The organism is Neisseria sp. Dent CA1/247 (genome assembly GCF_022870825.1).
In the GTDB taxonomy this organism is placed as follows: Bacteria; Pseudomonadota; Gammaproteobacteria; order Burkholderiales; family Neisseriaceae; genus Neisseria; species Neisseria zoodegmatis.
On the sequence record NZ_CP091522.1, the window covers coordinates 2,472,691 to 2,485,482 of the forward strand.

14 protein-coding genes are annotated in these 12,792 nt (G+C 53.5%); 9 read left to right on the forward strand and 5 right to left on the reverse strand.

Features of this window, described 5'->3' with window-relative positions:
* Nucleotides 1-322: 322 nt before the first annotated feature.
* The 3 genes from fabF to LVJ85_RS12100 all read right to left on the reverse strand — a co-directional run bounded on the left by fabF (nt 323) and on the right by LVJ85_RS12100 (nt 4,347).
* A complete protein-coding gene (gene fabF / locus LVJ85_RS12090) occupies nt 323-1,570 on the reverse strand; it encodes a beta-ketoacyl-ACP synthase II (protein ID WP_244740037.1) in 1,248 nt (415 codons plus the stop codon).
* Nucleotides 1,571-1,768: 198 nt separating this feature from the next.
* Nucleotides 1,769-2,005, reverse strand: coding sequence for an acyl carrier protein (gene acpP, locus LVJ85_RS12095; protein ID WP_115134284.1), 237 nt, complete (start codon nt 2,003-2,005; stop codon nt 1,769-1,771).
* A gap of 302 nt (nt 2,006-2,307) precedes the next feature.
* Entirely contained in the window at nt 2,308-4,347 is a 2,040-nt protein-coding gene (locus LVJ85_RS12100) for a prolyl oligopeptidase family protein (RefSeq protein WP_244740038.1), read from the reverse strand.
* Nucleotides 4,348-4,527: 180 nt separating this feature from the next.
* Between LVJ85_RS12100 and LVJ85_RS12105 the strand changes: the two genes are divergently transcribed.
* From LVJ85_RS12105 to ptsP, 4 genes are all read left to right on the forward strand, one after another.
* Complete coding sequence (locus LVJ85_RS12105) at nt 4,528-5,091, forward strand: hypoxanthine-guanine phosphoribosyltransferase (protein ID WP_115134282.1); 564 nt, start codon at nt 4,528-4,530, stop codon at nt 5,089-5,091.
* 99 nt (nt 5,092-5,190) lie between these two features.
* On the forward strand, nt 5,191-5,604 hold the full coding sequence (locus LVJ85_RS12110; RefSeq protein ID WP_085363323.1) for a PTS sugar transporter subunit IIA: 414 nt from the start codon (nt 5,191-5,193) through the stop codon (nt 5,602-5,604).
* Between the two features lie 14 nt (nt 5,605-5,618).
* Entirely contained in the window at nt 5,619-5,888 is a 270-nt protein-coding gene (locus LVJ85_RS12115; protein ID WP_085357697.1) for an HPr family phosphocarrier protein, read from the forward strand.
* Between the two features lies 1 nt (nt 5,889).
* On the forward strand, nt 5,890-7,656 hold the full coding sequence (gene ptsP / locus LVJ85_RS12120) for a phosphoenolpyruvate--protein phosphotransferase (RefSeq protein ID WP_244740039.1): 1,767 nt from the start codon (nt 5,890-5,892) through the stop codon (nt 7,654-7,656).
* A gap of 154 nt (nt 7,657-7,810) precedes the next feature.
* Here ptsP and LVJ85_RS12125 read toward each other — a convergent pair whose 3' ends face one another.
* Together LVJ85_RS12125 and LVJ85_RS12130 are read right to left on the reverse strand one after the other, a co-directional pair.
* Nucleotides 7,811-8,263, reverse strand: coding sequence for a universal stress protein (locus tag LVJ85_RS12125; protein ID WP_115134278.1), 453 nt, complete (start codon nt 8,261-8,263; stop codon nt 7,811-7,813).
* Between the two features lie 259 nt (nt 8,264-8,522).
* Entirely contained in the window at nt 8,523-8,792 is a 270-nt protein-coding gene (locus tag LVJ85_RS12130; protein ID WP_115134277.1) for an oxidative damage protection protein, read from the reverse strand.
* On the opposite strand from LVJ85_RS12130, the gene LVJ85_RS12135 reads away from it, so the two are divergent.
* The 5 genes from LVJ85_RS12135 (at nt 8,791) to LVJ85_RS12155 (ending at nt 12,664) form a co-directional block, all read left to right on the forward strand.
* Nucleotides 8,791-8,931 carry a hypothetical protein gene (locus LVJ85_RS12135; RefSeq protein WP_244740040.1) on the forward strand — a complete coding sequence of 47 codons (141 nt, stop codon included), beginning with the start codon at nt 8,791-8,793 and terminating at the stop codon, nt 8,929-8,931. The genes LVJ85_RS12130 and LVJ85_RS12135 overlap by 2 nt on opposite strands.
* 109 nt (nt 8,932-9,040) lie before the next feature.
* Nucleotides 9,041-9,793: a Nif3-like dinuclear metal center hexameric protein gene (locus LVJ85_RS12140; protein WP_244740041.1), complete on the forward strand. Its 753-nt coding sequence runs from the start codon at nt 9,041-9,043 to the stop codon at nt 9,791-9,793.
* 122 nt (nt 9,794-9,915) lie between these two features.
* Complete coding sequence (petA, locus tag LVJ85_RS12145) at nt 9,916-10,500, forward strand: ubiquinol-cytochrome c reductase iron-sulfur subunit (protein ID WP_085363319.1); 585 nt, start codon at nt 9,916-9,918, stop codon at nt 10,498-10,500.
* Nucleotides 10,501-10,511: 11 nt separating this feature from the next.
* Complete coding sequence (locus LVJ85_RS12150; RefSeq protein WP_244740042.1) at nt 10,512-11,861, forward strand: cytochrome bc complex cytochrome b subunit; 1,350 nt, start codon at nt 10,512-10,514, stop codon at nt 11,859-11,861.
* Nucleotides 11,862-11,875: 14 nt separating this feature from the next.
* Complete coding sequence (locus LVJ85_RS12155) at nt 11,876-12,664, forward strand: cytochrome c1 (protein WP_169709792.1); 789 nt, start codon at nt 11,876-11,878, stop codon at nt 12,662-12,664.
* Nucleotides 12,665-12,792: the final 128 nt, after the last annotated feature.

A 12,792-nucleotide genomic window follows, 5' to 3' on the forward strand; every position in this document is an offset into this window, starting at 1 on the left:
AAGCCGTCCGAAAGCGAATTTCGTGGGTTTTGTAACAACACTTTACGTCCGGCAGATTTTGTAGCTGCGGGCGGATTATATATCCGCCCGCAGCTGGGGTTCAGTCATGTTTTTTGGGATTTTGACGGCTTGTTTTATTGGGATGCGTAAATTTGGATGTGATCAAAATAACATTTTCGCGTTTCCAAGCATAAGGCGGATATACAATCCGCCCCTACGGTTTGGCTTTGAGTAAGAAAATTTCAGCATTGCGGCCAGCTTTATCAAGCACTCAGGCCGTCTGAAATGATTTCCAGACGGCCTGAGTGCGTGGTAACAGTTTTTAGCCTGTGAATTTCTTGAAGACCAAAGTACCGTTGGTTCCCCCGAAACCGAACGAGTTGGAAATCGCCACGTCGATTTTCAGATCGCGGGCTTCGTTGGCGCAGTAATCCAAATCACAGCCTGATTCAACATCTTGCTCGAAAATATTGATGGTCGGCGGAGATTTTTGGTTGTGTACGGCCAATACGCTGTACACCGCTTCCACACCGCCTGCCGCGCCCAGCAAATGGCCGGTCATCGACTTGGTGGAGTTTACCACCACTTTGTAGGCATGATCGCCCAAAGCCAGTTTCAAAGCATTGGTTTCATTGGCATCGCCCAACGGAGTAGAAGTGCCGTGGGCGTTCACATAATCAACGTCGGTTGGGTTCAAACCGGAATCTTTCAACGCACGGGTTACGGCCAGCGCGGGGCCTTCGACATTGGGAGCGGTAATGTGGTAAGCGTCGGAACTCATACCGAAACCGACCAGCTCGGCATAGATTTTGGCACCGCGTTTTTTAGCGTGCTCCAATTCTTCCAACACCAAAATACCTGCACCTTCGCCCATCACGAAACCGTCGCGGCCTTTATCCCACGGGCGTGAAGCGGTGGCGGGATCGTCGTTGCGGGTGGAGAGTGCTTTCATGGCTGCGAAACCGCCCATACCGAGCGTACAAACCGCGCCTTCGGCACCGCCGGCAATCATCACGTCTGCATCGCCGTATTTAATCATGCGGGCTGAATCGCCGATGGAGTGCGCACCGGTGGTACAGGCGGAAACCATGCCGTAGCTCGGGCCGCGGTAGCCTTTGAGAATGGTAACGTGTCCGGCAATCAGGTTGATCAGCGAACCGGGGATAAAGAAGGGGTTGATTTTGCGCGCGCCGGTTTCCATGACGCTTTTACCGGTGGCTTCGATGCTGGGCAGGCCGCCGATGCCCGAACCGATGTTCACGCCGATGCGGTCTTTATCGAGGTTTTCAACATCGTCCAAACCCGAATCGGCAATGGCCTGCAAGGCGGCGGCGATGCCGTAGTGAATAAATACGTCCATGCGGCGGGCTTCTTTGGGGCTGATGATTTCGCCGATGTCGAAGCCTTTTACTTCGCCTGCAATTTGGCAGCTGATATCGGATGCGTCGAAACGGGTAATGGTGCCGATACCGCTTTTCCCGGCCAAGAGGTTGCTCCAGGCTGTGGCAATGTCGTTGCCCACGGGCGATACCTGCCCCAAACCTGTGATGACGACTCTTCGCTGACTCATAATGTTCTCGCTATTATGGGGTTAGACACCTTCCGCGCTCATGTTGAAGCCATACTCAATGCACGATATGGCGAATGGCGGCAGGCCGTCTGAAACCGTGTTTATAAAGGTTATAAAAGTCTGATAAGGCAAAAAGCCTCTGTTGGCAGGCAAAGCCGCAGCAGAGGCTGATTCGTTGTGTACACAGCGCAATCAGGATTAGGCGTTGTGTGATTGGATGTAGTCGATAGCCAATTGCACGGTAGTGATTTTTTCGGCTTCTTCGTCGGGGATTTCGCAGCCGAAAGCTTCTTCCAAAGCCATTACCAGCTCAACGGTGTCCAGAGAGTCTGCACCCAGATCGTCTTGGAAAGAAGATTCGTTTTTTACTTCGGCTTCGTTAACGCCCAGTTGTTCGGCAACAATTTTCTTAACTTGTTGTTCAATGTTTGACATGTCGGTCGGTCCTTATATGCCTTACGGCGGTTTTGAAAAAAATTACACTCGGTCGGATTGTACCGAATACTTTTAGAGTTTTCTATCGAAAAATGCAGGCTTTGAAAGGTGGTTTCAACTGCATAGTGTTAGGCGGCATATTAGCATAGGCTTATTTTGAATCACAAGAGCCTTTTGGTTTCCTTTTAATATCATTCATTTAGCCTAAGCAAGCGGGAAAACGGCGCTATGATGCGCTGTTATTTCGGGCGCTGTTTGCGTTGTGCCGCCTGCATGGGACGTTTGTTGCGAAACCGTTGTTTTCAGACGGCCTCTTGCTTTTTCTCTGCCTTTTGTTCTGTGCCGATGTGGCGGTTTAGGAAGGCGAGGATGCCGGCAAATTCGGTAACGGATTCTTCTTGCGTGGTATTGCCGGTATGCCCGCCGGAACCGCCTGCATACAGCCATGCGGATGCGCCGTTTTGTTTGAGTTTGGCGTAAAACTTGAGGGCATGGGCGGGATGGACGCGGTCGTCGCTGAGGCTGGTGGTAATCAGTGCGGGCGGGTAAGTGGGGCCGTCTGAAAGGTTGTGATAGGGCGACAACTGCGATAAGGCCGTCTGAAAAGCCGGGTCTTCGGGGTGGCCGTATTCATCAACCCAGCTTGAACCGGCAGACAAATAGGGATAGCGCAGCATGTCGGTCAGCGGCATTTCGCACACCATGGCGCCAAACAGGCTCGGTTCGCGCACGAAGGCGGAGGCGACAATCAGGCCGCCGTTGCTACCGCCCTGCAAGCCGATGTGCGGCGGCGAGCTGAGTGAACGGGCGCTCAAGTCGCGAACCACGGCGATCAGGTCGTCCACGCTTTTGTGTTTGTTTGTGCCTTGCGCGGCCTGATGCCAGCTTGGGCCGAACTCGCCGCCGCCGCGCACGTTGGCCAGCACGAATGCGTTGCCGCGCTCGAGCCAGTATTTGCCGATGGTGCCCATGTAGTGCGGCAGTTCGGGCACGGCAAAGCCGCCGTACACATAAACGATGGTGGGCGTATCCGGCGTGCTGTTTTTGCCGACATGGTAATAAGGTATGCGGGTGCCGTCGGCGGATTGGGCGTGGAATTGGCGCACTTGGATGCCGTCGGCCTTAAACTGCACGGGCTGACGGCGCACGACGACGAGTTCCATCACGTTGAGGTCGAGTGCAAACAGGGTCAGCGGGGTGGTGAAATCGCTGGTCGCTATATAGATAACGTCGCCGCCCCACGGCTGGTCGGACAATTCCAACGCGCCTTGCGGCAGATTGGGCAGGGTGACTTCGTGCCAGAGGCCGTCTGAAAAACGCCATGCTTTCAGACGGCCTGATACGTTGTCGAGCAGGCTGGCGACAACGAAACGTTTGGTGGTTTCAACACTTTCCAGCGCTTGTGTTTCGTTTGGCGCGAACAGCAGTTGCGCCGCGCCGAGCGTGCCTTTGTTGAGTTTCACCGCCACCAAGCTGCCGGCGGGATAGCTTTGGTTGGCGCGCTTCCACTCGCTGCGCAAGTGCAGCAAGAGCTGTCCGGCGAGATAGCCGGAAAGTTCGCAGTCGGCTGGCAGGTTCAGCGGCAGGGTTTCGCCGTCGGTGGTAACTTGCAGATAGGTTTTGGTATAGAAGCCGTCTGAAGATTCGATTAAGTCGATCGGCGTGCCTTGGGCATCGAGGTAACGCCATGCGCTGACCATCATGCCGTCTGAATCCATGCGGTAAACGGGTGTGCTTTCCTCAAAGCTTTGGCCGCGTTCTACCAACCATACTTCGCGCGGATAACCCGCTTGAGTGGTTTGGCGTTCGTCCCACGCGGGGCAAACCCATACGCTGTTTTCATCGCGCCACGAGATGTGGTTTTTGCCGGCAGGAAAGTGGAAACCGCCTTCGACGATTTTGCCGGTGTCCAAATCAAATTCGAGCGTGTAAGCTGCATCGCCGCCTGCCCTGCTCAAGTTCAGCAACACCATATTGGGCTTTTCGACATAATGCGACACGCCGCCGAGATATACGTCGTCGCTGAGAATATCGTCGAAATCGGCCACGGAAAAGAGGTTGTGCCAATCGGGATAGCCGGAGCGGTAAGACGCCGCCGTACACACCTGATAAACGCCCTTGGGGTATTCGTCGTCTTGGTGGAAGTGATACATGCGGGCGCGGTGTTCTTGGCAAAACGCAATCTGGCGCGGGTCTTGCAGCTGCTTAACAATCTCGGCAACGGTGTGCGAAAAGGCTTCGCCGCCGGCAAACTCGGCTTGGGTTTGTGCGTGGGCTTCGGCAGCGAATTGCTGCGTGGCCTCATTATCGAGGTCTTCTAAATGGAGGTAGGGGTCTTGCATGAATGTGAGAGGCCGTCTGAAAAAATCTGAAAAGAAGCATCGCATTATAGTCAAATATTCCGCCCTTCACTATGCCGGAACACCCTTGCCGCACGCACGATAGCTTTCAGTAATTTCGGGAGCTTTTTCAAGGCTTACTATATAATACGGTTTTTATGACTTACCCATCAGACTGATTTTATGGACATCGAAACCAAACGCCTGCACACACAATCCATGCTCGACAATGCCGAAATCCTGTTCGGCGAAGACGCCTGCCGCCGCGAACTCTTGCGCCTGGCCGGAGAAATCACCGAAGATTTGGGCGACAAATACCCGCTGATTCTGCCCGTGATGGGCGGCGCCGTGGTCTTTACCGGCCAGCTGCTGCCGCTGCTGCACTTTCCGCTGGATTTCGACTATGTGCACGTTTCCCGCTATGGCGACAAGCTCAAAGGCGGCAATTTCAACTGGTTGCGCGCACCGCAAGAAAGCGTGGCCGGCCGCCATGTGCTGATTCTCGACGACATTCTCGATGAGGGCCACACCATGGCCGCCATCAAACAACAAGTGTTGGAATTGGGCGCTGCTTCCTGCTCCACCGCCGTTTTCGCCAACAAACTGATCGCCAAAGAAAAACCGATCGCCGCCGACTACATCGGCATCAACGTACCCGACCGCTACGTTTTCGGCTACGGCATGGACGCAGCGGGCGCGTGGCGCAATCTCGGCGCGGTTTACGCCCTGCGCGACAATCAAGAATAACCCTTGCGCGAATCACGCTGCGGCCATTAAAACAACCCGACAGAGGCCGTCTGAAAAACACCGGCCGCCGCAGCCCGAACACAAAACACAGGACACACCATGATAGGTTTGCTGATCATTACCCACGAAGCCATAGGTGAAGCCTACCAAAGCCTTGCCCGCCATTTCTTTTTCGACCAAACGCCCGAAAACATCCGCATTCTCGGCGTACACACCGATGAAGACCACGAAAGCATCATCAACCGCGCCAACCGCATGGTTGAAGATTTGCACTGTGCCGACGGCGTGCTGATCATGACCGATATTTTCGGCGCCACCCCCTGCAACGCCGCACGCAAACTGGTCAGAAGCGGGCAAACCGCCATGCTCACCGGCCTAAACGCCCCCATGATGATCAAAGCCGCCAACTATTCGCCGACAGCCACCGACTTGGCCGCTTTCACCCAATGCGTTAAAGAAGCCGCCATCAACGGCATTCTCGACATTACCACCACCGACAACCACCCCGTATAACAAGGACGGTTCCGATGCTGAAACAATCGATTGAAATCATCAACAAACTCGGCCTGCACGCCCGCGCTTCCAGCAAGTTCACCCAAACCGCCGGGCAGTTTCAAAGCGAAGTGTGGGTCAGCCGCAACGACCGCCGCGTCAACGGCAAAAGCATTATGGGCCTGATGATGCTGGCCGCCGCCAAAGGCACAGTGATCGAACTGGAAACCGACGGCCCCGACGAAGCAGCGGCCATGCAGGCATTGGTCGGTTTGATCAACGATTATTTCGGCGAAGGCGAATAATATGTCCATCGTATTGCACGGCGTCAGCGCAGGCAAAGGCATTGCCATCGGCCGCGCCCACCTGATTACCCGCGGCATGGACGAAGTGCCGCAGTATGACTTGGATGAAACGGAAGTTGCAGCGGAAACCGCCCGCTTCGATGCCGCCGTTAAAGCCACCCGCAAAGAGCTTGAGCAGCTGCGCAGCGCCATTCCCGAAAACGCCCCCACCGAATTGGGCGCATTCATCTCGCTGCACCTGATGCTGCTCACCGACGTTACCCTTTCGCGCGAACCGGTAGATATTATCGAAGAGCAGCACATCAACGCCGAATGGGCATTGAAACTGCAAACCGACAAACTGGCCGCCCAGTTCGACGAAATCGACGACGCCTACCTGCGCGCCCGCAAGCAAGACATGCTGCAAGTGGTGGAGCGCCTGCACAACAATCTGGCCGGACAAGGCAACGAATTAACGCTCGACACCACCGACCTTTTGGAAGACACCGTATTGGTGGCGCACGACATTTCCCCCGCCGACACCGTCTTCTTCAAAGAACAGCGCGTTACCGCCTTCGTTACCGATGCCGGCGGCTCCACCAGCCATACCGCCATCCTCGGCCGCAGCCTCAACATCCCTTCCGTTATCGGCCTGCACAACGCCCGCAAACTTATCAGCGAAAACGAATGGGTGGTGGTGGACGGCATCAACGGCGTACTCATCATCAACCCCGATGAAACCGTATTGGCCGAATACCGCGCACGCGCACGCGAATACCGCGCACGCACCCGCGAACTCAACAAAATCAAAAAAACCGCCGCCACCACCGAAGACGGTATCAACATCGAACTGCTCGCCAATATCGAATCGGCCGACGACATCAAATCCGTACACAATATGGGCGCAGACGGCGTCGGCCTGTTCCGTAGCGAATTTCTCTACCTCAACCGCGACACCATGCCGTCTGAAAAAGAGCAATACGAGGTGTACAGCCATTTCGTAAAAAAACTCAAAGGCAAAAGCCTAACCATACGCACCGTTGACCTAGGCGTCGACAAAAACCCGCGCTGGTTCGGGCAAAACAGCACGCCCAACGGCAGCACCAATCCCGCACTCGGCCTCACCGGCATCCGCCTCTGTCTGGCCGAACCCGTGATGTTCCGCACCCAAATGCGGGCCATCCTCCGCGCCGCCGTACACGGCCCCGTGAAAATGATGTGGCCGATGATTGCATCGGTTTCCGAACTGAAACAGTGCCTGATCCACCTCGAAACCGCGCAAAAACAACTGAACGAACGCGACGAACCCTTCGGCGAAGTATCCGTCGGCTGCATGATAGAAATCCCCTCCGCCGCGCTCACCGTAAGCAGCCTGCTCAAACACGTCGATTTCATCTCCATCGGCACCAACGACCTGATCCAATACACTTTATCGGTTGACCGCGGCGACGATGCCGTCAGCTATCTCTACCAACCCGGCCACCCCGCCGTGCTCAAACTCATCCAGCACGTTATCCGCACCGCCAACCGCATGGGCAAAACCGTGTCGGTGTGCGGCGAAATGGCCGGCGACACCACCTTTACCCGCCTGCTGCTCGGCATGGGCTTGCGCCGTTTTTCCATGAACACCAACAACTTGCTGTCGGTAAAAGACATCGTACTGCACAGCAATACAATGGATCTGGAAAACGAAACCGCCCGCCTGATGCGCAACGAAGACCCTGAAAAAGTGGAAAAGCTTTTGAAAAATATGAACAAAGAAGAAGAGGCGGAAAGCCCTGCCAAATAACAGCAGCCAATAACCGTACAGCCGTTTTGAGGCCGTCTGAAAAAAGGCTAAACCACAAGCTGGCATACAAAAACAACGGGCGGATCAATCATCCGCCCGTTTTCATTTTTCAATTGCGGATAAAGGTCGTTTAAAACCCGTATCCGCTGACCAATCAGTCTTCGTCTTTATGACGCACCAGCAGCACCGGAATATCCGATTTACGCACCACACCTTCGGCAACCGACCCCATCAGCAAGTGCATCAAACCTGAAAAACCGTGCGTACCCATCGCAATCAAATCGCAACGCTCAACCGCAGCCTGCTCCACCAAAAGATCGGGAATCTTGTCACCCGCGTTTTCCATAATCAGAGCTTCGTGCTCCACGCCCAAGTTGTCCAACTCCTGCTTGGCGCGTTCGAGCACTTTCACACCCGCATCTTCCACCGCTTTACGCACCGCAGCCGCATCGGCATATCCCGGCGCGCCCCAGTTAAACTGAGACAAATCCACCACATGCACGGCCAATACCGCCGCACCGAGCTGCTTCGCCAACTTGCCGGCCTCTTTCAAGGCGTGCAGAGAAGCCGTACTGTCATCTACCGGAACCATAATACGTTGATACATCGCTGACCTCCTCAAGAATTGTGGAAATAATCGGTTTTGGCAGTGCGCGTCCGCTTTATCTTTATCAAGATATAACCGGATTCTTTTATACCATACAGACCGGCCAAAGCGGCTTAAGTTGCGCTGTTTTCAACCCGTTTATTGTTTTGTATCAAATCTATAACCGCCAACAGCAATTGAGGCCGTCTGAAAAAGCAAAACAAAAGCCGTCCGAACCGGATAAGGTTTCAGACGGCCTCATACATTTGTGCCCACCCTATTATTCTTGCGGCACATAACCTTGCACTTGGTCGGCACCGTCGCCGAAAAAGTAATTTTCCATCTGCTGCGCCAAATACTCACGCGCACGCGGATCGGCCAAGCTCAGGCGGTTTTCATTAATCAACATCGTTTGATGGCGCGTCCACGCGTCCCACGCCTCTTGCGACACATTTTCAAAAATACGCTTACCCAACGCATTGGGCAGCGGAGCAAATTTCATACCGGGGGCTTCCTTGCCCAACTTGATGCAGTGAACCATACGGGTCATGTCGGCTTCCTTTATTAAAATAATGTTTCAGACGGCCTCGATTGTAGCCGAGCAAGATAAGTTTGTATATTGCATCCGCGCCGCAGCACCCAAAACGACATCCACCCAAATTACGGTAAAATACACACCTAAAACCTGACCAAACCAACGCAGCCCTTTTCCGTTAAAACCTATCGAATACCCATCAACAAACAACACCGCTTCAAATACCGACGCAATACATATCAATACATATAAGGAACACCGCCATGGCAAACACCCGCCGCGCCATCCTAAACTGGTGCGATGAAACCCTGCAAACCGCCCTCTTCAAAGACTACGCCCCCAACGGCCTGCAAGTAGAAGGACGCAGCGACATCCGCAAAATCATCACCGCCGTTACCGCCAGCCGCGCCGCCTGCGACTACGCCGTCAGCCGGCAAGCAGACATGCTGCTGGTACATCACGGCATGTTTTGGAAAAGCGAACCCCTCACCATTACCGGCTGGAAAAAAGACCGCATCGCCACCCTGCTCAAACACGAAATCAACATGGCAGGCTACCATCTGCCGCTCGACGCCCACCCCGTACTCGGCAACAACGCCCAACTCGCCTCCCGCATGGGCTGGACGCTCGACAAACAATTCGGCGAACAAAACCTGCTCAACGCAGGCCGTCTGAAAACACCCAAAACACTCGGCGAACTCAATGCCGAACTCCATCAAAAGCTCGGCCGGGTGCCCGTTGCCGTCGGCGAAGAAACCCGCGTGATAGAAAACATCGTCTGGTGCACAGGCGGCGCACAAGGATTTTTTCAGACGGCCATAGACGAAGGCGCCGACGTTTACATCACCGGCGAAATTTCAGAAGCACAGTTCCATCTCGCCAACGAAACCGGCACCGCCTTCATCAGCGCCGGACACCACGCCACCGAGCGTTACGGCATCCAAGCCCTCGGCGAAGCCATACAAGCGCAATTCGGTATCGAAACCGTATTTTTTGACGAACAAAACCCCGCATAAAATCAAAAAACACTCCAAAATTTTTACCTTATTTTAAATAACGCTTTAAGTATCCCTATAAAATCAGGTAGAATTAAAGAGTTTAATGGCTCGGTATTCCCCTTAATTAGGATGACTGAATAATGGAAAATCAAGAAATCAATCAAAGCCGCCGCCGCTTTCTGACGCTGGCGACCGCCGGTGCAGGCGGAGTGGCCGCTTTAGGCGTTGCCACCCCGTTTCTTGCCAGCTTTTTCCCTTCCGAAAAAGCCAAGGCAGCCGGTGCGCCCGTTGAAGTGGACGTCAGCAAAATCGAGGCCGGTCAGCTGGTTACCGCCGAATGGCAAGGCAAACCCATTTGGGTGCTGAACCGCACGGAGCAGCAGCAAAAAGACCTCGCATCACTCAACAACGCGGTGGCCGACCCCAAATCCGAAGTAGAACAGCAGCCCGAATACTGCAAAAACGAAATGCGCTCCATCAAGCCCAATATTTTTGTAGCCATCGGTATCTGTACACACTTGGGCTGCTCGCCAACCTTCCGTCCCGACGTGGCACCTGCCGACTTGGGTTCAGACTGGAAAGGCGGCTTCTTCTGCCCGTGCCACGGTTCCAAATTCGACTTGGCAGGCCGTGTGTTTAAAGGCGTTCCCGCCCCGACCAACCTGATTATTCCGCCCTACAAATACCTGAGCGACACCACCATTCTGGTAGGCGACGACAAATAAAGGGACTTATCATGGCAAACCAAACCAATAATGACAATAAATCATTGTTAGGCTGGGTAGACGCACGTTTCCCTTTGTCTAAAATGATGAAAGAGCACGTAACCGAGTATTACGCGCCCAAAAACTTCAACTTCTGGTATTTCTTCGGTTCGCTGGCCATGCTCGTGCTGGTCATTCAAATCGTCAGCGGTATCTTCCTGACCATGAACTACAAGCCCGACGGCAACCTGAATTCATACCACCTTCCCGCAGCCTTTACTGCCGTGGAATACATCATGCGCGACGTATCGGGCGGCTGGATCATCCGCTACATGCACTCTACCGGTGCATCTATGTTCTTCGTGGTGGTCTATCTGCACATGTTCCGCGGCCTGATTTACGGTTCTTTCAAGAAACCGCGCGAATTGGTATGGGTATTCGGCTCATTGATTTTCTTGGCTTTGATGGCCGAAGCATTCATGGGCTACCTGTTGCCGTGGGGTCAAATGTCGTTTTGGGGCGCACAGGTAATTATTAACCTGTTTGCCGCCATTCCCGTAATCGGCCCCGATTTATCCACTTGGATTCGAGGCGACTTCAACGTATCCGACGTTACCTTGAACCGTTTCTTCGCTCTGCACGTTATCGCCGTACCTCTGGTATTGGTAGGCTTGGTTGTTGCCCACCTGATTGCTTTGCATGAAGTAGGCTCCAACAACCCCGACGGCGTAGAAATCAAGAAACTGAAAGACGAAAACGGCATTCCTCTAGACGGTATTCCGTTCCACCCCTACTATACCGTTAAAGACATCTTGGGCGTAGTGGTATTCCTGATCGTATTCTCTGCCATCATGTTCTTCGCACCCGAAGGTGGCGGCTACTTCTTGGAAGCACCGAACTTCGACCCGGCCAACCCGCTGAAAACGCCTGCACACATTGCGCCGGTATGGTATTTCACACCGTTCTACGCTATTTTGCGCGCGATTCCTTCGTTCTTCGGCACTCAGGTTTGGGGCGTACTCGGCATGGGCGCGGCAGTTGTATTGATTGCCCTGCTGCCGTGGCTTGACCGCTCTCCGGTGAAATCCATCCGCTACCGCGGCCCGATTTTCAAAACCATGTTGGTATTGTTCATCATTTCCTTCATCGGCTTGGGTATTTTGGGTGCGTTGGTAGCCACCGACACCCGCACCATCGTGGCTCGTATTCTGTCTTTCATTTACTTTGCATTCTTCTTGGGTATGCCGTTCTACACCAAAATGGACAAAGACCGCCCTGTTCCGGAGCGTGTCACCATGGGTACCGGCAAACAAAAACTGATGTTCTTTGTTTACGTGGCGATTACCGTGGTAGGTGCATACTTGTTTGCAACCAACATTTAATGAGGGCAGTGAAAATGAACAAAACACTGAAAAACTGGTTCGCTGCCTTATTGCTGGCAGCACCGATCAGTATGGCCGCAGCAGCAGGCGGTGGCGGCCACTATGAAAAAGTAGATATTGATTTGCGCGACCAAGTCAGCCTGCAACGCGGTGCCCAAATCTTTACCAACTACTGCTTATCGTGCCACTCTGCTACCGGCATGCGCTTCAACCGTTTGCAAGATATCGGCTTGAGCGAAGAAGAAATCAAGAAAAACTTGATGTTCACTACCGACAAAGTCGGCGACGTGATGCAGTCGGCCATGAATCCTAAAGACGGCGCAAAATGGTTTGGCGCTGAACCGCCCGATTTGACCCTGATTGCCCGTTCACGTGGTGCCGATTACCTGTATGCCTACATGCGCGGCTTCTATAAAGACCCTACCCGCCCAACCGGTTGGAACAACACTGTGTTTGATAAAGTAGGTATGCCGCATCCTCTGTGGCAACATCAGGGCGTTCAAGCCGTTGAGCTGGATGCAAAAGGCCAACCCGTTATGGTTAAAGACGAACATGGCAACATGGTACCTAAACTGTATTGGGAATCTACCGGCCTGCAAACCCGCCGCTTGGCTAACGGCAAAGTCATCACCAAAGAATACGATGAATATGCCCGCGACTTGGTAAACTACTTGGTTTACATGGGAGAACCTGCCCAGTTGCAACGTAAACGTACCGGCTACATCGTGATGATTTTCTTGCTGGCTGTGATGTTGCCGTTGGCTTACTTCCTCAAAAAAGAATACTGGAAAGACGTTCATTAATCTCTTTCCTGAAAATGAAAAGGCAAAACCTGTTGGTTTTGCCTTTTTTTGTTTCCTCCCCTGCAATCAAGATTCACAACATAAACTATTCAAATCACAACCCGACATCTCAAAAAACAGAAAAATCC

Bases quoted from the DNA above. Each gene is read 5' to 3' on its own strand.
- fabF (WP_244740037.1), bottom strand. From the start codon at position 1,570: ATGAGTCAGCGAAGAGTCGTCATCACAGGTTTGGGGCAGGTATCGCCC.
- acpP (WP_115134284.1), bottom strand. From the start codon at position 2,005: ATGTCAAACATTGAACAACAAGTTAAGAAAATTGTTGCCGAACAACTG.
- LVJ85_RS12100 (WP_244740038.1), bottom strand. From the start codon at position 4,347: ATGCAAGACCCCTACCTCCATTTAGAAGACCTCGATAATGAGGCCACG.
- LVJ85_RS12105 (WP_115134282.1), top strand. From the start codon at position 4,528: ATGGACATCGAAACCAAACGCCTGCACACACAATCCATGCTCGACAAT.
- LVJ85_RS12110 (WP_085363323.1), top strand. From the start codon at position 5,191: ATGATAGGTTTGCTGATCATTACCCACGAAGCCATAGGTGAAGCCTAC.
- LVJ85_RS12115 (WP_085357697.1), top strand. From the start codon at position 5,619: ATGCTGAAACAATCGATTGAAATCATCAACAAACTCGGCCTGCACGCC.
- ptsP (WP_244740039.1), top strand. From the start codon at position 5,890: ATGTCCATCGTATTGCACGGCGTCAGCGCAGGCAAAGGCATTGCCATC.
- LVJ85_RS12125 (WP_115134278.1), bottom strand. From the start codon at position 8,263: ATGTATCAACGTATTATGGTTCCGGTAGATGACAGTACGGCTTCTCTG.
- LVJ85_RS12135 (WP_244740040.1), top strand. From the start codon at position 8,791: ATGTCGGCTTCCTTTATTAAAATAATGTTTCAGACGGCCTCGATTGTA.
- LVJ85_RS12130 (WP_115134277.1), bottom strand. From the start codon at position 8,792: ATGACCCGTATGGTTCACTGCATCAAGTTGGGCAAGGAAGCCCCCGGT.
- LVJ85_RS12140 (WP_244740041.1), top strand. From the start codon at position 9,041: ATGGCAAACACCCGCCGCGCCATCCTAAACTGGTGCGATGAAACCCTG.
- petA (WP_085363319.1), top strand. From the start codon at position 9,916: ATGGAAAATCAAGAAATCAATCAAAGCCGCCGCCGCTTTCTGACGCTG.
- LVJ85_RS12150 (WP_244740042.1), top strand. From the start codon at position 10,512: ATGGCAAACCAAACCAATAATGACAATAAATCATTGTTAGGCTGGGTA.
- LVJ85_RS12155 (WP_169709792.1), top strand. From the start codon at position 11,876: ATGAACAAAACACTGAAAAACTGGTTCGCTGCCTTATTGCTGGCAGCA.